General features: G+C 42.9%; 16 protein-coding genes and 1 pseudogene. 13 read left to right on the top strand and 4 right to left on the bottom strand.

Annotated features, from left to right (window positions below; all coding sequences use genetic code 11):
- Positions 1-59 precede the first annotated feature (59 nt).
- Both KDW_RS31095 and KDW_RS31090 read right to left on the bottom strand, forming a co-directional pair.
- Positions 60-1,481, bottom strand: coding sequence for a hypothetical protein (locus tag KDW_RS31095; RefSeq protein WP_151759766.1), 1,422 nt, complete (start codon positions 1,479-1,481; stop codon positions 60-62).
- A 106-nt stretch (positions 1,482-1,587) separates the two neighbouring features.
- A complete protein-coding gene (locus KDW_RS31090; protein ID WP_151759765.1) occupies positions 1,588-3,030 on the bottom strand; it encodes a xylulokinase in 1,443 nt (480 codons plus the stop codon).
- Between the two features lie 406 nt (positions 3,031-3,436).
- Here KDW_RS31090 and KDW_RS31085 point away from each other — a divergent pair, with 406 nt between their 5' ends.
- The 8 genes and pseudogenes from KDW_RS31085 (at position 3,437) to KDW_RS31050 (ending at position 11,830) form a co-directional block, all read left to right on the top strand.
- Positions 3,437-4,501 carry a GNAT family N-acetyltransferase gene (locus KDW_RS31085; RefSeq protein ID WP_151759764.1) on the top strand — a complete coding sequence of 355 codons (1,065 nt, stop codon included), beginning with the start codon at positions 3,437-3,439 and terminating at the stop codon, positions 4,499-4,501.
- Positions 4,502-4,641: 140 nt separating this feature from the next.
- A complete protein-coding gene (locus KDW_RS31080; protein ID WP_151759763.1) occupies positions 4,642-5,370 on the top strand; it encodes a DUF7873 family protein in 729 nt (242 codons plus the stop codon).
- A gap of 688 nt (positions 5,371-6,058) precedes the next feature.
- Positions 6,059-6,439, top strand: coding sequence for a hypothetical protein (locus KDW_RS31075; RefSeq protein WP_151759762.1), 381 nt, complete (start codon positions 6,059-6,061; stop codon positions 6,437-6,439).
- A gap of 247 nt (positions 6,440-6,686) precedes the next feature.
- On the top strand, positions 6,687-7,292 hold the full coding sequence (locus tag KDW_RS31070) for a YybS family protein (RefSeq protein WP_151759761.1): 606 nt from the start codon (positions 6,687-6,689) through the stop codon (positions 7,290-7,292).
- A gap of 140 nt (positions 7,293-7,432) precedes the next feature.
- Entirely contained in the window at positions 7,433-8,542 is a 1,110-nt protein-coding gene (locus KDW_RS31065) for a hypothetical protein (protein ID WP_151759760.1), read from the top strand.
- Between the two features lie 200 nt (positions 8,543-8,742).
- The gene (locus KDW_RS31060; protein ID WP_151759780.1) at positions 8,743-9,618 is read left to right on the top strand and encodes an energy-coupling factor transporter ATPase; all 876 of its coding nucleotides are present in this window, start codon (positions 8,743-8,745) and stop codon (positions 9,616-9,618) included.
- A complete protein-coding gene (locus tag KDW_RS31055; RefSeq protein ID WP_151759759.1) occupies positions 9,611-10,519 on the top strand; it encodes an energy-coupling factor transporter ATPase in 909 nt (302 codons plus the stop codon). Before KDW_RS31060 ends, KDW_RS31055 begins: the two co-directional genes overlap by 8 nt.
- Positions 10,520-11,051: 532 nt before the next feature.
- Positions 11,052-11,830, top strand: a pseudogene (locus KDW_RS31050) (TIGR01458 family HAD-type hydrolase).
- 37 nt (positions 11,831-11,867) lie between these two features.
- Here KDW_RS31050 and KDW_RS31040 read toward each other — a convergent pair.
- Positions 11,868-12,212: a hypothetical protein gene (locus KDW_RS31040; protein WP_151759756.1), complete on the bottom strand. Its 345-nt coding sequence runs from the start codon at positions 12,210-12,212 to the stop codon at positions 11,868-11,870.
- Positions 12,213-12,502: 290 nt separating this feature from the next.
- On the opposite strand from KDW_RS31040, the gene KDW_RS31035 reads away from it, so the two are divergent.
- The gene (locus KDW_RS31035; protein ID WP_162005791.1) at positions 12,503-13,486 is read left to right on the top strand and encodes an energy-coupling factor transporter transmembrane component T family protein; all 984 of its coding nucleotides are present in this window, start codon (positions 12,503-12,505) and stop codon (positions 13,484-13,486) included.
- Between the two features lie 639 nt (positions 13,487-14,125).
- On the opposite strand, the gene KDW_RS31030 is transcribed toward KDW_RS31035, so the two are convergent.
- Positions 14,126-15,517, bottom strand: coding sequence for a glycoside hydrolase family 32 protein (locus KDW_RS31030; protein WP_151759754.1), 1,392 nt, complete (start codon positions 15,515-15,517; stop codon positions 14,126-14,128).
- Positions 15,518-15,983: 466 nt separating this feature from the next.
- On the opposite strand from KDW_RS31030, the gene KDW_RS31025 reads away from it, so the two are divergent.
- The 4 genes from KDW_RS31025 to KDW_RS31010 all read left to right on the top strand — a co-directional run bounded on the left by KDW_RS31025 (position 15,984) and on the right by KDW_RS31010 (position 21,149).
- On the top strand, positions 15,984-16,949 hold the full coding sequence (locus tag KDW_RS31025; protein ID WP_151759753.1) for a glycosyltransferase family protein: 966 nt from the start codon (positions 15,984-15,986) through the stop codon (positions 16,947-16,949).
- Between the two features lie 59 nt (positions 16,950-17,008).
- Positions 17,009-17,689 (top strand): hypothetical protein, encoded by a 681-nt coding sequence (locus KDW_RS31020; protein WP_151759752.1) that lies wholly within the window; start codon positions 17,009-17,011, stop codon positions 17,687-17,689.
- A 794-nt stretch (positions 17,690-18,483) separates the two neighbouring features.
- On the top strand, positions 18,484-19,992 hold the full coding sequence (locus tag KDW_RS31015) for a cache domain-containing protein (protein WP_151759751.1): 1,509 nt from the start codon (positions 18,484-18,486) through the stop codon (positions 19,990-19,992).
- A 14-nt stretch (positions 19,993-20,006) separates the two neighbouring features.
- On the top strand, positions 20,007-21,149 hold the full coding sequence (locus KDW_RS31010; RefSeq protein WP_162005789.1) for a sugar ABC transporter substrate-binding protein: 1,143 nt from the start codon (positions 20,007-20,009) through the stop codon (positions 21,147-21,149).
- The last annotated feature ends 8 nt before the right edge of the window (positions 21,150-21,157 follow it).

Here is a 21,157-nt window from a genome sequence, read left to right as displayed (position 1 = left end):
AGCGTTGTTATGTTCTATTGGAATTCAGTTGTACTTCGGGTCAATGCCGAACTGTTTTATTACCAGTTAGCGGATAATGTTAAGCCATAACGCACTAATTTGCACTGTTCAATGCGTTGGGCATCGCAGCAGGATGCTGATGAATAATTATCACTAAATTCCATTAATTTGTTTGGTCCTGCTAAAACGAATTCCCAGTCTTCTGGTGATATTTGAGGGAACAAGTAACCAAGTTCTTCCTGGTTTGGCCAGCCACTTTTAAGATGAAAAAAGAGCTCGTGTAAGGCAGTTGCTACGCCCTTTGGTAAGTAGAGTACATGGGTATGGATATTCAAAAAGCATCCCTGGAGATGTTGCTGAGCAAACTCATTAATGAATTCGCAAACGTCGATCGCTTGCCTGTCATGAATCTGGTTATAGTTCCAGATAATACGTTGACCCTGAAAATTAAATTCAGTGATGGTCTGAAATTTTTCAAAGATAGACTTTATCTGTCTGGGCTGCCACTCTCCTTGCGTGAGATCTGCATAGCGTTGAATGATGGTACTGAGTTCTTTTTCAGTTTTCCAGCTATTATTGATAGGCACAAAATGATCAGGAAGTAAGACCTTAAGCATTTCAAACACACATGACTGGGCGGTAGCCTCTGCTAATTGAGCAACTGTAAGATTCGAGAGCAGATTGTATTGTTGGAGTAAAGAAGCTACATGGGCTACATAGCGATAGTGAGCTGTTGATACTCCAAGATGCTCCGATGCTTGTTTCCATGCAGGTATATAGCCATACCAATAAGGTTCAGGCAGCAGTAATATACCTCCATCATCGAGTTTTTCGCACCGCCATGCAGGCGTAGTAAGTAATCGTTCACGTCCAAAGCGTCGAACCAGATCTGGTCCAAAAATGTTGACGAGAGAAAGATTATGAATATACCCCTGAAAAGCATCTACCCATTTAGTTGAAGGTTCATGTGCGAAAAGTGTATCGTAAATGGAGGCATAAAAAGGGTGGAGATGGTTGTATGTAAGCTTGATTGCCGCCAACCATTGTTTATAGGCTTGAATACCATTGCCATCGTAAGTACCTGCCAGGTATTCTCGTTCCACCTCAATTGCTAGAGTGCATAATGGAGCAAGAGACAAGCGGAGAGTGAACTCCAGGGTATTTTCGGTATGATAAGCGCATAATTTGAGTTGGCCACTTTTTTTCAGAAAAAAAGCATTTATATCAGCCTGTAATTGTTCTGTGATACCTGCATGACCCATACCAGGTAATAGTTTTTCTTGTGCAGGTGTCAGACGACGGGCAGGCCGATCAGGCCGATGAATATGCCACCAGGCGTTAAAGCTATCGATCGTTTCAGTTGCTGCAACCAGTCGGTAACCCTGAGCTACTAAATCTATAAGCCACGGTTTTACGATTGTAGGATCTAATACTGTTTGCTGATTTTTTATCGCACAAGTGAGTTCAAGTAAACGCTGCATATAATCTCTACTTTCTTATTTCCATTTTCAGGTTGTTAAAAAGAGCAAAGTATTACCCATTTGTTTGAAAATCATAATGGATGTAAAGGAGCAAAAAGGCTCCTTGTTAAAAGCTTGCCTGTGATTGCATCAAGAAGTGTTGATAGATTTCATGATAGCGTGAGGCATGTTGTGGCTCTGGAGCGATGCGTGCGCTGATGCCTGGAGCAATTTGCTGAGTGGCCTGTGCGTCAGACCACTGACCGCTCGCGATGCCAGCCAACAAGGCTGCGCCGCGAGCAGACGCTTCACTGGTATCGACCAACTCTAATGTATGATTGAGGATATCTGACAACATTTGTCGCCAGGCAGGGTGAACACTACCACCACCAGCCAACCGCAAACTGGTTATTGTCTGAGTACCAGGTAAAGCCTCAAGCGCGAGACGAATGCCGAAGGCAACACCTTCTAATGATGCATGTAGTAGATCCTGGCGTTGATGATGAAGGCGTAGATGTAAAAAAGCTCCACCTTTATGGTCTGCTTGTTGATGGGTGCGCTCTCGGGTGAAATCTGGTAGAAAGATTAATCCTGAAGCACCAGGTTCTACCGTAGCCGCGCTAGTAAAAACTTCTTCCCAACTCGCATGGAGTGTGCATCGGACCCAATCCAAGACTAATCCTGCATTTTGGATTGCTGCCATATTGTAATAGTTTGCTCCATCGGCCGCCCGATAGAAATGTGTATTTGTAATTTCTAATGGATGGAATTGGGTACAGAGTTGAATGATTTGCGCCCCGGTTCCGAGCGTGAGTTGTACTTCGCTCGGAGTTAACAGGCCAGTTCCTAATGCGGCGGCGGCAGTATCGGCTGCCCCTGTTGCGACTGGTAAACCTGCTGGAAGACCGAGTTCAGCGGCAGCATTTGTTGTGAGTGCGCCAGCCTGTGTATTCGAGGCAATAATATCAGGAAAAAGTGTACGTTTCAGATCCAGGGCTGTGATTACATCCTCTGACCAGCAATTATCAACGAGATCATAAAGTAGCGTAGCCGATGCATCGCTTGGATCCGTTGCTGGAACGCCAGTCATACGCATACGTAACCAATCTTTAGGTTGGAAAGCCCAGCGTGCGGCTTGATAACTGGCTTTTTCATAGGTTGAGAGCCAGCATAAAAGTGGGCCAGCCATACCCGGTACCAGAGGATTTGCCAGATGTTTTTTATTGTTACTACTCAGAGCTTGATAATAGGTTAGCTCAGATTCTGCACGGGTATCGGCCCAGAGTATTGCCGGTCGGATTGCTTTACCACCCTCATTGGTTAGCACCACACCATGCATTTGTCCTGAGAGACCAATTGCTGTGATGGTTGGTTGTCCGGCATTGGTATAAGCTTCACGTACAGCCGCAACTGTGGACTGCCACCATTCTTCAGGATTGCTTTCTGCCCAGCCACTGTGAGGAGATCGCACCCTGTAGTCTTTTCTGCCCGTACCTAACGTATATCCCTGCTCATCAAGAATAATAACTTTAACTGAACTGGTTCCCAAATCAATCCCTGCTAACGGCATGTATACCCCTCCCCTACAATAGAACGTAATAGAATGCAAATTTCCTAATAAGTCACGTGTGTGAAAATTGTTGTAACAGTTATTATACATCATAAGAGGATAGAATGTATACCCATACCTATTTTTGGCTAATTAATCCTATCCATTGAATGTTTTTTGTTTTCATAAAATATAACATTACATATAATATGCGGCAAATTGGTTAAATATTCTAGAAAAGGAATAATATTTTATCTGTAGTTCTATTATCTTTGAGCTGACAAGCATCTATATATATAAAATAAATACGAATAAAATAATATTGATCGTGTCCTATAATAATTTTTACGTTGTATAATCAATTAATTAACAGAGAAGATATTTCTATTTATAGCTCTATAATTTACTCAATCAGGAGGAGCATGATATGAATAGTCAGCAAATACTGGTTACGTCCGTGACAGATGCACGGATATCAGCGATTATCGATCTTGTGTGGGCGCAGGGACAGCGTTGGCATCAACTGGATTCTCGTCTTAATGCGATAAGCTCAAAAGAACAAATAGCATCTATGATTCAGCATCATCGTAGTCAAGAGCAACTTCCTCTGGTAGCAGTGGACACACAAAATCGTGTACGGGCTTATGTCCATCCGGCTATCTGGCAACTTGATCCAGAGGATGGGTTGAGAGCTTTTTTTTCGGATCGTAATGGTCTTGCTCGATATTTAACCTTGCCTGATCCTGATGATGCAGATGCTTTTCTCGTGGTGAGCACTCTGTTTGCTGAACTGACGCAGCGGCGGAATGGTCAACGCATACGTGGTGAGATAGTGTACTGGCCCAGTTGTGACCTCTGGCTGGATAAGCTGTTGCATAAACAAGGATACTTGCTTGATAGCGAATTGGCTTATCAACGATTTCCCATAAAAATTTCAGAGCCCCCCCATTCCTATTCAGGTACTAATATGCAGTCGCGGTTAGCCTGTCGAGATGATGAAGATGTCCTGGCGGCATTATTTACTGAAGAACTTGTTTTTCATGAGCCTTATACTCCTTTTGTGCATATGAATCCTGCTGTTGAACAAGCTTTTCGTGATCGTCTATCCTTACTCTGGGCTGGAAAAAGTTTAGAGGAAGGGGCACCACTTGTCGTCGTAATTGAGCTAGATGGCCGGGTAGTAGCGATGTCTGAAAGTGACTTGTACATTGTTAATGAAGACGAAAAGGATGCATCCTATTTATTACCTGCAGGTCGTTATTGCCATATCAATAACATGGGAGTGTGTCAGGAACTTCGTGGACAGGGGATAGGGCACATGCTGGTAAAAGCAACGGTAGATCTTTTCGAGCCGATGAACCTGGATGGCTCTATCCTCTGGTTCAATCCTGATAATCCGCTTTCTAGCCGTTTCTGGCCCCGTTTAGGTTTTCAACCCCTCTGGCGTACATATCAGCGGCATTATGCCAATCGATCCAATCCTTTATTCTGAATTTACGACATGAACTAAAGCATACGATGAAATGCAGTATGGCGAAAAGAGCGAGGCGGCCTTAGTCTCATGGTTGACAATGCAGCTTATACTATTTAGTGTATTATTAGCACAAAAAAAATCCTGAAGGATAAAGAAGCATGAAGCTGAATCAAATCATCGCGATTGAAAAAGGCACGAAAAGCCGTTCTCTGCAGGAATTAACAGAGTCGCATCATAACTTGCAGAAGACCACCTTGCTGGGAGGTATCTCTCGAACATACCGTCCAAAGGATGAAGAAGGTGAACAATTTCCCCCAGAATCTACCCGTGTACAAATTCGTGCTGAAGAAGTGATCCATGCAACATCTGAGTTGCTCACGAAATTGTTTGATGTCGTAGCCACTAAAGATTGGGCCAATTGTCAGGCCAAAGCAGATGTGGTAATTGACGGTAAAGTTTTATTATCTCAAGCGCCAGCGACCTATCTGCTTTTTTTGGAGAAGCAGTTAGTGGATGTGCATACGTTTATTAAAAAATTGCCTGTGTTAGATGCCTCAGAGTTATGGACCTTTGACCAATCCGCTGACTGCTGGGCTACAGAACCAGTTCAGACTGTAAAGACCAAGAAGATCCCGCGCAACCACGTAAAGGCTGAAGCTACTGAGAAGCATCCTGCTCAAGTTGAAGTGTACTATGAAGACGTCGTTGTTGGAAACTGGCGGACGATTAAATTTTCGGGTGCTTTGCCTGCTCGGCGTGTTCATGAATTACTCAATCGTGTTGAAAAATTGCAGGAAGCAGTAAAATTTGCACGTGAAGAAGCTAATAATCAAGAGGTTACTGAACTGAAAATAGGCGCAACCATATTTACCTATCTGTTCAGCTAAATTGTTTACAGGGCAACTATAAATTAATATGTGATCATGCAAAAATTTCATGTTCTGTCAGGTTGCATTTTTGCCCGCATTGCCTTATAATCTTGTCTGGAGTACAAATTTAAGCTAAAACTGATTTTTATGGTAAAGATGTCAAGGGCAGGTTCGAATCCTGCACCCGCCCTTCATGGCGGGGTAGCCCAGCTGGTAGAGGCAACATCGGCACCACCCAAGAATGAGATTATTACTCCAATCTCAATATTCTCTGTCGAACGCCAAATAGTATGAAGGCATCATAAACGTCGAGGTGCTAGTGCAATTCTGGCCCGGTCCGCTCTTTTCACATGGGCCGGTAGTTTATCAAGTAGAACACGACGTAATAAGACTCAAATGTCTGTTTAAATGTGTTGGCGTGTGCAATTGGACAGAACATAGAGACCCGGGACAGGCTACGTCCCGGGTCTCGCTTTTTGCGTTTAAATAGGTCAGTAAAGTTTAACTTGCTGGATAAGTGTATATCTGTAGTCATGTTGTCGGTATGTGCTGACATACGCGCTATGAATTGTTTTTAAGCAAAATTACACGAATTTTTTAGAACTTTAATATATCTCATAAAAAGTTTCCGCATTTGTGATTGTGTATGGGTATTAAGTTTGTGAAGGGTATATTGTTGTGTGTTACATGGTCAAGGAGGTTGGATATGACTTTAATTATTCCATGCACTGAAAGATTTATTGAAGCACTTGAAGGTTTCAATAAATCTGAGCGGACAAGTGTCGTTAAAAAAGTTCGTTTGTTTATGGCGAATCCCACAAGTAAATCCCTTAAGGTACATCGTTATATGGCAATTGATAACGTTTGGGAATTTTATGTTGATCGGCGGATGCGCGTCCTCTTCGAGCGACTTGAAGGTCAGCTACACCTTACTGACGTTGGTTTCCATGCAATTCTACAGAAAGCATGTCGTTATCGTTATATATCGTATACTCATGTATTGTATCTTGATGAGGATGAATATTATTATTCCCCTGGGCAGAACTCTCTGGCAACTGTGACAGAAACCCCAATTGCGCTTTTTTAGTTGGAGGGTTTTAGTCGGCAATCGGCACATTAGCGTGTGCCGATTGCTATTGGTACCGAAACAATTTATTTTACACGCGGGTGCAAGCATACATCGTTTACACTATAGACATAGGTATGGTGTGATTGTTGGTTCGCATGTAGGACTGGTGGATGTGTGGCGTATATGAGCAGACTTGTTGCCAACTTATAAAGATCCTAAAACGTATATAAGCAGGTTGGTTTGAATAATATATGTAAGGTGTGGAATGTTTCGAAACTTACAAGCAATAGAGATTGCAGAAGGTGCACTGTTAGCAGACATTGCCGTGGCTTTTCAGTTTCTGGTAGCTTTTTTGCCTGTTGGGAGTGGTTTTTTTTCTGTTATGAACTGTACAGTCTTTACGATTTTAGTTTTGCGTCGTGGGATTTATGTAGAGTTATTGGCAATGTGTGTCGCATTATTTTTAGTCTGCATTCTCATTGGTCCTCATGGATGCATTTCTTTAGTATCTCAAGGGTTAGGTGGCGCGTTTCTAGGTTTGACCATGAAGCACCGCTTCCACTATATTCCTATTACTCTGCTTGGGGCACTCGCAGCAGCTACCTATCTCTTTCTATTAACTATTGGTGTTGCCTGGTTGACGGGAATACCATTTGATGTTTATGTGCACAGCCTCCATCACGCCTATGAAGCGATTATACCGATAGTGGCGTTAGTGGCACAACGTGTAGGTCTGGGCTCTGTATGGCAACAGAATCTCTATCCTCAGATTACTCTATTCTCCCAATGGATTTTTACTTATTGGGCTCTTACTTTTTATTGTGCGTTGCTCATTGTTTGGTACAGCTACACTAAGTGGTGGATGCGTTGAAAAAGGGACTTGAAAAATGACGTATTACACGGCACACTGTTTGTATGAAAAAACAACAGAAAGCGCCAATGAACACGTCTTCTCAATTTTGCCCTAATTTGACGTGTTCCGCAAGGGGTCAAAAAGGGCAAGGAACTATTGTGGTTCATGATCGTCAACGTGAACGCTATCGTTGTAAGGTCTGCAAAAAAACGTTTACATCCCGAACAGGAACCATGTTCGAAGGGCTCCGCAAACCAACCGAGCTCATTGTCATTGTGGTAACTTTGCTTGCCTATGGCTGTCCGGTGCAAGCGATTGTCAAAGCCTTTCGTTTAGATGAAAGAACCATTGCCAACTGGCGAGATCGCTCTGGAGCACATTGCCAACGGGTCCATGAACAAATGATGCAGCAGGCTGACCTCACTCTGAGTCATGTGCAAGCCGATGAAATTCGAGTCAAAGGAAGAAAAAAGGTCATCTGGATGGCCCTGGCGATGCTGGTTCCTACGAGATTGTGGTTGGCAGGCGTGGTGCAGCCAACTCGCGATACTCCGTTAGCCGATCGGTTGTTTGAGCAGGTTCGTCAGTGGACCAAGCACATCAGTGCGATCCTGGTCTGCGTGGATGGCTGGCCAGCCTATCCACACAGTATTGAGCGAGCCTTTCGCTCAAAAATCAAGCGCACAGCTGGAAGAGGACGCTGTTGTCTGGAAATGTGGTCGGGATTGGTGATTGGACAAGTGATCAAGCGTCAATACAAGCATCGTGTGGTTGAAGTGGAACGGCGTTTGCTACGTGGGGATCCGCATCAAGCACAGAAGTTGTTACAAACGACACCAGGATGCACGATTCTCAATACGGCGTACATTGAACGATTGAATGGCACCATGCGAGAGCGTTTGGCACAGTTAACCCGGAAATGCCGACATGCCGCATGTCGGCTTGAGAGCTTGCATCACGGCATGTATCTGTTGGGTGTCACCTACAATCTCTGTTGGTCCCATCAACAGTTGAGCACAAATCAGCAGCAGATCAGTCCGGCGATGGCCAGCGGTTTAACCGATCATCTGTGGAGTATTGTTGAGTTGTTAACGTACAAGGTCGTGCCCGAACCCTGGCACGAACCGAAAAAACGAGGACGCAAACGGATCAAACCGTTGCCTGATCCTAATCAGTCAAAGCGACCACGAGGGAGACCTCGTCTTCGACCGTTGCCTGATCCCAATCAGCCAAAACGGCCGAGGGGCGACCTCGTAAAGTCATTTTGAGCTCATCCACCGTTTAGTGTGGCTGTACCCATTGTTTTTATCCCGGTAATTTTAGTATTATATGCACTCATTAATTCTTTTGCGCGTCTGCTTGGTTATGATGTTCGCCCATTATTGGAAGGGAAAGCCGGGCGCTGGGTGCATCGTCGAGGACGATGGCTGGTGAAGTTAAGAATGAAAAGAAAGGTGGAACGACGGCGATGGCAAAAGATGTGATCTCCCCACCTCTGATTGATATACAACAGGTCACCTATAAGTATCCAGTAAAAAGGACGATGCAAGATCATAATCAGTTAGTGACCGAGCCAGCGTTGCAAAATATTAATTTGCAGATCCAGTCAGGTGAATATGTGGCTTTATTAGGACATAATGGTTGTGGTAAGTCAACGCTGGCTCGTCACTGTAATGCGCTGTTATTGCCTGACGAGGGAAATGTATATATCGCAGGAATGGATACCAGGGATGTAACGAAGCATGGTATGATCCGTGAATATGTAGGAATGATTTTTCAAAATCCTGATAATCAATTGATTGCGACTCTGGTTGAGGATGACGTTGCCTGGGGATTAGCTGTCAAGGGATATCCGCTCCCGCAAATTCGCGAGCGTGTGGCTGAGGCGTTAGATGCGGTTAATATCAGCCACCTACGTCAGTTGCCTCCATATAAATTATCAGGCGGACAGCGCCAACGCCTGGCAATTGCTGGTATTCTGGCATTACGACCACAATGTATTATTGCCGATGAGGCCAGCTCAATGCTTGATCCTTTTACACGCCAGGAACTATCGGAGCTATTCTCCAGGCTTCACCGCAAGTTTGGTCTGACTATTATTCAAGTTACTCATTTATTAGAAGAGGCCGTGTATGCTCAACGGATTGTCATCATGGAACGTGGCCGTGTGATTCAAGAAGGAACACCTGCACAAATTTTTGCCGATGTGGAACGTCTGCAGGAGCTCAAATTGATTATTCCTGACCCCTTAAAATTAGTGGTGTATTTACGTGATGCTGGCTTTGCTATTTCTAATCAAGCATTGACCATAGAAGAAATAGCTCAGGAGATTGCAAATGCCTGAGTCAATTATTCGTGTAAAGCATCTTTCTTATATCTATGGCTCCTCACCATTTCCGAAGAAGGCTCTCAACGATATTTCTCTGGAAATTACCCGGGGGGATTGTGTAGCAATTATTGGTTTTAATGGTTCTGGTAAATCAACCTTGATACAGCATTTCAATGGTCTACTACGACCTTCGCAAGGCACTGTCTGGGTGGATGGAATTGAAGTAGGAGAAAAAAATACTGATCTACGAGCTTTGCGGCAACGAGTTGGCATGTTATTTCAATTTCCGGAAGCGCAACTGTTTGGTCAAACGGTGTATGCCGATGTAGCCTTTGGCCCCCAACGCATGAAATTAGGACGGCATGAAATCCGTGCACGCGTAAAGGCAGCCTTAGATATGGTTGGCTTGCCGCATGAAAAATATGCCAGACGTTCACCATTTGAGCTAAGTGGCGGCCAGCGTCGTCGTATTGCCCTGGCTGGTATTCTGGCGATGTCACCGCGTATTCTTATTCTAGACGAACCAACTGTGGGGCTTGATGGTGAGGGGCGTTTAGAATTTTATTCGTATTTGCAACGCGTGCAGCGCGAACAGGGTGTAACCATTATTCTGGTCTCTCACGACATGGCTGAAGTAGCAACGATGGCCAACCAATTATATATCCTGAATCAAGGAAAACTGGTACGGCAAGGAACACCACAAGACGTTTTTGCTGAGAGTGAACAGTTGCGTAGTTGGGATCTGGTAGCTCCACCTCTCTATAAGTTATTGGAAAGCTTGCGACAACAAGGGATAGCTATACCAGATAATATTTCAACAGTTGATGAGACCTTTGATTTTTTGCAGCAGCAGAAGATAAAAAGCGGCTTCCGAATGGAATATTCAGAAGCCGAGGCAGATCACCATCGTCGTTGAGAGTCAGTTGACCTGAGCAGAGCGGGCACCAATTCTCCATTGACTTTCAATGGTATGACATGTTTGCAGTGCGAACGATATGGAACGACCTGACTACATGTACATCCCACATTCCGCAGTTCAATATGATACTTTTTTGAATAACAAGGATAGCCATGAACTTTTACTCTTATTGCTTGTTATAATTCTTTTGCGAAAGAGAGGAAAAAGTAAAATGAACCAATTTGGATCAAACGTTCTTGTTTCTCGTCTTTTATCTACTATGAAAAAGATGCAAAAGCGTCATTTGTTGATATCAAAAAAGTCGTTTTTTAGGGTGCGGAATGTGGGGTACATACGATTTAATAATGTAATGAATTGAGTGCGCATTTTGAGCGTTCGAAAAAATTCGAACTTTTGTATTATACACCATTTGTAGTATTGCCAAAAAGCTTATCAAAACGAGGACGAAGAGAAGTTTTCCATCAGGTAGTAGAAGAATGAAATTGATTTTGTTGTAAGGTACTTCTGCAAAGAAAAAAGGAAAAGTAAGATGCCACCAATTCGCGGAATTTTACTCGACATTGATGGAGTACTACATGTAAGTATGAAGCCATTGCCAGGTGTGGTTAAGACTCTTTCATGGTTAGAACAGCAAGGTTACGCTACATATTTTGTGAGTAACACTACAACGATGGCACGTGCCACTCTGGCTCAGCGTTTACAGCAAATTGGCTTGCCTGTCTCTGAACAGCGCATCATTACAGCTCCTGTGGCCGCAGCTGGCTACCTTCGTCAACATTTTGCAGGTAAACGTTGTTGGCTGTTAACGAAAGGAGATACTAGCAGGGATTTTGTAGGTATTGAGCTGGTTGATAAACAAGCAGATGTTGTGATAATTGGTGGAGCTGAAGAATTACTGAGTTATGAGACAATGAACGCAGTATTCAGAATGCTCATGGATGGGGCAGCTTTATTTGCCCTCCATAAGAATATGTATTGGAAGACAACAGATGGTTTGCAACTGGATAGCGGACCTTTTGTGAGGGCATTGGAGATAGCCAGCGGACAGGAAGCTAAGGTGTTTGGTAAGCCAGCGCCAGCCTTTTTCCAGCAGTCTCTACAAGCTATTGGCAGGACAGCCAATGAAACTGTGATGGTGGGTGATGATATCGAGAACGATATCGGGGAGCACAGAAAATAGGGATGCGTGGAATATTTGTCTGTACAGGTAAGCATAAAGCAGACTCTCCTTTGCTTGCTCAGATTCAACCTGATGCTATTTTACCAGCACTAGTTGACCTTCCAAACTGGTTAGAGAGCCAGAAATAACCATAGTTGCGATTGTAGTAGAAAACGGAAAGTGATATTACGTTGTGGATAACCTTTTATCCTTCAGCTCTGTATGGAGAAAAAAGGCAAAGCGGTGAAAAATCCGTTCTCCCAGTGGTTTTCGTGGTGTTATACCTGTTACGGCAGGCGTATCCATACTCCATACTTGCTCATGAAGATTAATAATGGCTTTGACCTGTTGCTGTACCGATTCGGGGAGTAATTCAGTCACAAGCGATAAAGTTACTACGGTTGCTGCATCTATTTCAATCCGTTTTAAGGCAATATCTTCTGTATTGATTATGTCTTGTTCAATATAGAGCCTGGTAGCATTTAGTTTTTGGCGAATGCGCTCTTCTTGTTGGGCTTTAAGTTCTGTCATGACAAATGTTCCTCCTCTATTCCGATATAACTACCACAATCCTATACAATACACGTTTCAAGACAGAAAATCGATGGTGTTTGCACTCAATGAAATTTCATTACAAATACAAGTTTACACGCAAAATAATTTGAAGTACATAGGCAACGTATTATAATGGCGTTGAGATTTTTTGACATACCGATCCAGATATCTTAAATATGTACTGAGATTTATGCAGAAAATAGTAGTAGGAATATTTTATGCTTAAAAACATTTCACCTGGCACTTTTTACCCTGGAAACAGTTTGATGCATCGCTTGCAAGCGCGAACGAAATTGGTGGTAATTGCCTGGTTAGTCATAACATTACTGATTGCCAATCACAGGCAATGGCATTTTGTGCCCTACATCGTTGCGCTTGTTCTCGTGGTGAGTAGTGTGCTGCTCTCACGTGTCTCTTTGCGTGATTTTGGCAAGCGGCTCTGGTTTTTGATATTGATAGTTTTTTCAAGTTTACTTCTCTCCATTTTTGGTTCTACTGGTGATAGTCCAGTCATCTGGCAGTTGGGTCCCTGGGCTTCATCGTATGCAATTCTGAGTCATAATTTGTTTATAACAGGAAGTATTTGCCTTTTTCTGTATGCAACCAGTTGGCTTCCTCCTCTGCGTTCCTGGTGTCAACAAAAATTCTGGCTGCGATTGATGCGTAATCTCCTGTTATTGCTTATTGTCGCCAGTCTGTTTTTTTTCTGGCTTACAACTGGTTTTAGTTCCACCCATCAATTGAAGCTTGGTCCGCTTGTCGTGACCCAGCAAGGAGCCTGGTTGGTTATTATAATCTTTATGGTTTTTTTAGTGCTCTATTCCTTCTCAACAATATTAACCATGACCACATCGCCTATAGCATTAATAGAAGGCCTCACGTTACTTCTTTCTCCGTTGAGATATCTCAAATTACCCATTGACGACTTTGCACTGATGATATTATTGGCCCTACGCTTTATTCCAACATTACTTGATGAAGCGGATCAGTTGATGAAGGCGCAGGCGGCACGCGGAGCGGATATGATGCATGGAACCTTGCGCGAGCGCTTTCAAAGCCTGACGATATTTTTTGTTCCTCTCGTTCAGGGTACTTTACGTCGTGCTTCAGAATTAGCTACGGCATTGGAGGCTCGTGGATATCATGATGAAGGGCAGCGCACTCGGCTTTATGAAAAAAACTTAAGCAGGATCGATTATTATGTTTTATGTATTGTTATCTGTTCAACAAGCATGGCTCTCTTTGTATAAAATGCCTGATGCTTCTTCTTTTTAGCCGCTATTTTTTATATTATAGTAAAGGTAATAGATAGGATGGATGTATCATATGCTACTTCAATTGATTTTATGGTATAAGGGATGTGTTTTTCTCAACCAGAATGAAATGATTCGGATGAATCTCTACAAGATCTTAACATGTTATCAACTCTATCTCTCTCTCAATTCGGTATCATCAGTGGTGGGGAAATGGCATTACTAGAATGAGGCCTGGGGAGGCCAGTGTTCTAGCGTGTCTCGTTTTTCATGGGCATGGTACCGTTTTGTTCGGTGGGAACTAACGCCTGTGGACAGATCTGCTTGTATGGTGCACAGGCACGGATCTGGATGAAACAGGAACGGAGCATTTGTGGTTAGTCTGCCGATAAGTAGTCTAACCGTCAATATGGTCTGATGAACAAATTATATGCTAGGGAGATGTTTCGGGGGAGCATCTTAATCAGCTAGCATTAAGGAACTTATCGAGTCCTCAAGGATTTCATAGTTCCTGCATGATCCCTGGTCGGAGGGACCAATAAAGGAGAGTCGTTTTTTGACTCTCCTTATTGTTTTTTTTGATTACTTATGGACATGTGACAATGCAGATCCCTATCAACCTTTCTGCAATCTGTTCTAACTCCAGATAGAGTTCATTTCCCATATATCAAGTGTATGAATGTGGGCTTTACCTGCACTGGCAAAAATGGAGATGGCTAGCTGGTGTGGTCTACTTAAATAGAAGCGTTCGGTAAGGCACATTCGCTCGTCAATAAATAGTTCCAGCACCGAGCCATCCAGGAAGATCTGTAAGCGATGGCGATTTTCTTTGTTTGGTAAGAGCTCACATTGTTCTTTTTCGTATAGTTCTAAGCCTGCATTGAGAGAACTATGTTCGCTGATTAATTGTGATTTGTACACACTAATTTTTACTATTTCTTTTGAATAGGAACTATCCTGGATAGATATCCCCCATGCCGAAGCTGTACCAGTATCAACATCAAGCAAAATCTCCAATGCATTCGTAGATAAATCTGTAACAACAGTCTTATTATCGCTAATTTCCTGTGAGGGTATAGTATAGTATTGACGATGTAGTTGCTGAATTTCTGGAGCCGGCTCGATTTTCAAATGGCCATCTGTTGTCAATGATAGAATACGAGGTAGTGACATTGCGCCTGCCCAACCAGCAGTTTGTATTTCCTGGTCGCTTCGTCCCTCACGCAACCATCCAAATAGTAAACGCCGTCCTTGATCATCCCTTATTGATTGTGGCGCATAAAAATGGGTACTGGTATCCAACAGGCCCCAGGTCTCTGGTAAAAAAGCAAGGTCCTGATAAGAACCAACAAAATAGTAGACGTGGCCGTCAGGTATAGAAGAAACGATGAGTACATATTTAGTTCCAAGTGGAAAGAAATCAGGACATTCCCACATTGTTCCAGTCTCAGCTTTATTCCCTACGCATAACGGCTGTACATATTCCCAGGAGATGAGATCAGGGGAGCGATAGAGTAAAGCCGCCCCACCAATACCTTTGATACCTGAGCCAATCACCTGATACCACATATCACCTTCCTGCCAGACACAATGATCTCGAAATTCGACGATATCTAATCCTTCAGGCCAGGCCTGAATGACTGGATTACTCGTATGCTTTTGCCAGGTGAGTAAGTCGTCAGAACCAGTGGCAAGACATGGTAGTTGCCTACCATGGGCATTCCCACTATAGATCAGGGTTGGGATGCCTTTATTAATGACCAGGCAGCCAGACCAGCAGCCATCCTCATCAGGACTTCCTGGTGTAGGGCTTAAAGCGATAGGTAGATGAGTCCAGTGTAGTAGATCATGACTTATCGCGTGTCCCCAATGGATCTTGCCAAATAAAGGGCCTTCCGGATGATATTGATAGAAGAGATGATAGTTTCCTTTCCACTGCACGAGTCCATTAGGATCATTCATCCAATTCGTAGGCGATTGAAAATGATAGGTAGTTCGGTGATGATCATTGATATGTTTGTGTATCATGATAAATTACCTCTTTGTTCTTTTCTCTCTGGTTATAAATATGACCTGGCTGGAAGCAATTTACAACAAATAGCACAGCTTATATGGGTAGGCATATCGAGTGCCTACATTTATATGTATACAGTGTGAAAGAAAGTAGATATAAGTAAGGCAACCCATGCTAATTTCTCAATGAAATAATATCTTTGAAATGAGTCCAGTGTTTATCTAGGACCCCTAAATCGTTGGGTGACATTGATCATTGTCACTTTCTGACATGTTATATTTAAAGAAGAAGTGACTACTTATTTTTAACTGGTGTATATTTCAGACACTATCTGGACTATTTCCTTGACGGTTATTTTAAGGATGAGTAAAATGATAATAACTGGTAGTATTATTTGTCGTCATTCTACATAATAAGAGAATCAATGTACGCCCTTATTTTATGATAATTGAGGAGGCACCTTTGCCAGGTGTGCATATTTTGAAGTATTTAAAAAAGAATATTTACAGTGTGACCGCCGCCGCAATAATTACTTTTGCAGTTGGTCTACGCATGCTTCTGCTTTTCTTGCACTGGCCGCCAACCAATGGTGATGAAGGTATTATGGCAACCATGGCTTATAATATTGCTTACCATGGTGAACATCCAACGACCTTTTATGGTCAGGACTACATGGGTGTAATTGAGGCTTATTTAGGTGCGCTATTCTTTCATCTTACCGGTGGCCCATCTTTAACAGCGTTACGGACAGGTGTTGTGTCGATGGTAGGGCTTTTCTTTGTGTGTATGTATTTCCTGGTCAGCTTACTTTTTTCGAAAAAACTGGCTCTGGTAACTCTGGCTTTATTGAGCGTTGGCTCTATTCCGTACTTGACGCGCCAAACTATAGCTACTGGTGGTTCTTCACAAACCTTATTGTTTGGAGCACTGGCATTTCTCATTGCATCCTGGCTTGCGCTTTCTTATCGGCGTAAGGTTCCGTCCCGCACCCATCTTCTTCGCCTTCCACTATACGGTGCCTTTGGTCTGGTTGCAGGATTGGCTATGTGGAGTGATATGGTTGTGCTCCCATTTCTAGCCATGGCTGGATTGCTGCTGCTCGTATTTTGTTGGCGTGAACTATTGGTCTGGGGGGGCTGGTTAATGGGCCTTATCGGCGCACTTGCTGGCCTTTTTCCCTCGCTCTGGTATAGCATGAACAAAGGGTTAAATCCCTTTCTTACACTTTTCAATCTCGTACGAGGTACGGGAACCCTTAAAGATGATCCTATTGCTACCGTGGGACTCTGGCATAATATTGTCGAAACAGTGCAGGTAACGATACCCACTGCAACAGGATTTCCTTTTTGTCCAGTTATTGAATATCCTTTTTTAGGTGACAATACTCCACGCACTTTACAGTGTGGTATTGTTCAAACCACCTGGGGAGGGGGTACCTGGTATTGACCCTGGTTGCTTTGATCTTCACATTGTTTATGCTGCAATCTGTCGTCCGAAACAGGAAGATGTTAAATGAAGTTGAATATCATACATTATTAGTGAGGCGAATCGCTCAACTTCTGATGGTTGGTGGCGCTATTGGAGCTATTGTTGTCTTCATACACAGTACTGGCCCATTCAACCAACCAGGTTACCACGCACGTTATTTAATCGGTCTACTTATAATCCTGCCTGCTCTCATTGATCCTCTATGGAGTGCTGCGAGCCGAATGAAACCACAGGCCATCTGGTTGAGGGTTCGGGTCTATAGTAGTCGTTTTATCCTCGCTGCAGTTGCTGTTATCCTGATCATCGGAACCCTGATCGCATTTAGTGAGGTCCCTAAAGTCCAGGCTGCCAATCAACACCGAAATCATCTGATTACCCAGTTAGAGAGTATGGGGATCACTCATTTCTATACTGATTATTGGAGTTGTTATAGCCTGATTTTTGAGAGTCAGGAAAAATTACTTTGTGGCGTTGTGAATCATCATCTCAACCCATCGCATAATCGTTATCCACCGTATTATACTATCGTGCGCGCCGATAAAAAATCCTCCTGGTTGTGTCCCAAGGATCCAAACATGACAACAACGGAATATGATTGTCTGGATTGGTTAGAGAAACGCATGGCGAAACAGCCCCCTGGTAAATACAAACGTTATGAGATAGACAACTATGTGCTCTATCGCTACATGCTGAATTAACATATGAAAAAGGCAGGTCTAATATAACCTGCCTTTTTCATACCCTGTTCTAAAATTCCTCCAATTGATCCATTAGAATGATCCCCTTTTTTCTTATATCATTTTTTTTGCGACTAAAAGAAATTATCACCTGCATTTAAAGTATATAACTACTTTGCTAATTTAGCTTAAAATAAATATTTTGTTACAATAGAAAATGATAGAGAAATGGATAAGTATTGGAAATTATGTAGTTTAAAGTGTTTGTGATTGCTAGATTGATATGCTCCTCATTGAAAAGTCCTAATTTTCTTGTTAAACATTGTATATGCTGGCTTATCTAGAGTATATTATGTGTAGTAATTTTTTTATGGCGATTAGATTAATAATATAGCGTATATTTTGTTAGATGAATGAGTGTGAAGTTGAAGAAGATCTCGCAAAGAATGATGGTGTTATCTGCAAACCTGATTTTTAATGATTCCACCTTCCTTAGTGACCAGCAAAAGTGAGTGTAGCCTGTTTTATCAGTATTAAAGGTATAGAATATTTTTTGTGGATAATATATCCTTTTCTATACAGATATTGAAATATTTTTTATATTCATTTTGTCTTCTAAAAGAGCTAGCAATAGCTCAGTTGTTGCTAAGATTTTTCTCTGTGCCAATGTTGTCGCATATCTTCAAGCCGTTTTTGTATCCTGTTCGAATCACATGATGTTTATCCTCTGTGTTTAATTGCTGCATGGGTGCACCAGGATTAAAACTGCAGAGTTTTTCGTAACTCGTAGATATATGCTCAAAAGGAAATAGTAGATGGCCTTATTTAAGAACGGACCCTCAAAGAAGAGAGGGTTTACGCTCACAGCAAAAGTATCTGGCTTGCTTGTACTGGCTGTATTTATTCCGTTGCTCATAACTGTCGTTGGCAGTGAGTTATTTTTAAGCCCAACTCTAGTATCTCAAGCCAGCGGTCAGATGGCGACCGATGCAACGACGCATGCTCAAGCGATTGATGCTCTTCTGATAGCTCGTTTGCAAGACTTACAATATATCAGTCAATATCAGGCTATCCAAAGATATCTTGCCGGGGATGATAAATATAAGCAGCAAGCCAAAAGTGAACTGGCAGTGGGTAACCACCTGGATACTAATTATGGAAACTGGACCTTATTTGATCAGGGTGGCAACCTCCTGCTTTCTTATCCTACCGCATTGCAACGAGGGGAAGATAAAATCCCACGATCATTATTATCCCAATTGCAAACCCTCAATAAATCATTTATTTCTGATGTGCATCTCGATAAACAGACACACATGGCCTACGTTGATATGTATACCTTGATCTCATCTGAAAAGAAACATATAGTTGGCTATGGACGTGCAACTTTTCATCTTACTGACATCTGGACTGCAGTGAATAATGCAACGAGCGCTGCTCCCCGTAGCTATGCAATGATCGTAGATGGTAATGGCATTCGTATTGCATATACCAATCCTGATAAAACATTGACGACGTTACCTGCACCTCTTTTCACATCTGTAGGACCTATTAGTGACAGTTTGCGAAAGCATATTGCTGATGAAGGTCTGTATGGAGATCCGATGACAACGGTGAAGACATTACCTGATCCTGAGTTATTGAATACAGCACATGGGGATAGTTCATTTAGTTTTAATCCAGCAACTAAAGGTGAAGCGTATCAGGCTTATCAAGCGAAGATCCATGTAGTGCCATGGTCCTATATTGTTCTGAGACCAGTGAGTACAATTACAAACGCGGCAACTCAACAGGCCGTCTATCTTGTGGTTATCACGGTTGTTGTTGCGTTATTGGCGGCCCTGGTTGGACTTATCGTTGGGCAAAGAATTACGAAGCCTATTTTGTTCTCAGTTTCATCTCTCTCTAGCAGTAGTAACATGCTAAATACTCTGGCTTCCCGTGAGCAAGTAACTGCAACTGAGCAGAAATGGATTGTTGAATCTTCACAAACGGCTCTACAGTCAGTACAGTATTATACTGAAGCGACCAGTGTCGCGGCTCGTAAGCTTGACGAGGTTGGAACAGAGCTTCTTCGTAACTGGGAGCATCTTGACTCTAATCAAGCTCAGCAGCGTTTAATGGAGATTTTAGCAGCTGCGCAATATATTGAAAAAGTCGCAGTGCATCAAGAAAAGAGCAATCAAAGTTTGTCGACGGCTATTCGGATTGCCACTCAGGTAACGGATCAATTAATCGAGGGTGCAACGTCGGCAAATGGAGCTGCTATGCAGTTGCAAGAAGTTATCAAACAGTTGCGACAGGTAGTAGGAGAAACTAAATGAAGAAAAACTTATGGATGAGACATGCAACGCGCCAACTTTTACCCTGGCACAAATTAGTCGGCACTCTTTTGTTCTCTTGCTTGATCTTAACCTCCTGCTCCTTTGGTGATGCTGGTAGTACCACCAATATTCCTTCTGGAAATGATGGGAAGAACTGCAATCGTGTAGGCGTATTTTTGCCAGATAGAACCACGTCAGATCGTTGGGAGCATAATGATCATCCGTTGCTAGAGGCAGCTATAAACAAAGCCATTCCTGGAGTGAGCATTGATTATCATAATGCTAATGGGGATAGCGATGCGCAGATAACGCAAACGACCACAGGAATGGTAAATGGCGACTGTATCCTGGTGGTAGCGGCCCATGATAGTATCGCAGCAGAACCAATTGTCGTCCAGGCCAAAGCTCATAACATACCCGTAATTGCGTATGATCGCCTGATCCAATCTAAAGACGTGAATTATTATGTCTCTTTCAATAACACCAGAGTAGGAGTTTTGCAGGCGCAATATATTGTTGATCATTATCAAGAATATAAAACAGCTGGTAACCATGTCCATATGGCAATTATTAGTGGTTCGCAGACAGATACAAATGCTCTATTATTCAGTATCGGGGCACACTCAATTCTCGATCCTTTGTTGGCGACCAATGAACTAACGACCGTTAACGAGGTCTTTACTCCTGACTGGAGTAATACTACAGCCCAGACGGAGATGGAAGCGGTCCTGGCAGACAATAAGAATGATATTCAGGTAGTCTATGTAGCAAATGATGGTATGGCTGGCAGCGTCATTACAGCTCTAGAGAGTGCGAATTTAGCAGGTAAGGTGCTTGTAACTGGTCAGGATGCAACTGTCGGTGGCTTACGGAATATTCTCCAGGGCAAGCAAAGCATGACAGTATATAAACCAATTGCGAAAGAAGCTCAATCAGTTGGTGATCTGGTCAAGGCTCTCCATGACGGGACGGATGTAAAAGGACTTACCAGAGGATCTACCACACCTACCTATAATGGTGGCCTCATTCCCTCTATCCTGGATGATCCGATATCTGTCAACGCCCAGAATATTAAGCAAACTGTTATTAAAGATGGTTATGTTTCTAAATCTGTCCTTTGTGCGAATTTGCCACCTGGAACTGGAAATTTTTGTTAACCGATAAG

It is taken from the genome of Dictyobacter vulcani, assembly GCF_008974265.1.
Lineage (GTDB): Bacteria > Chloroflexota > Ktedonobacteria > Ktedonobacterales > Ktedonobacteraceae > Dictyobacter > Dictyobacter vulcani.
Note: the sequence above shows the minus strand (reverse complement) of the source record. Positions and strands in the feature narration are given on the sequence as shown.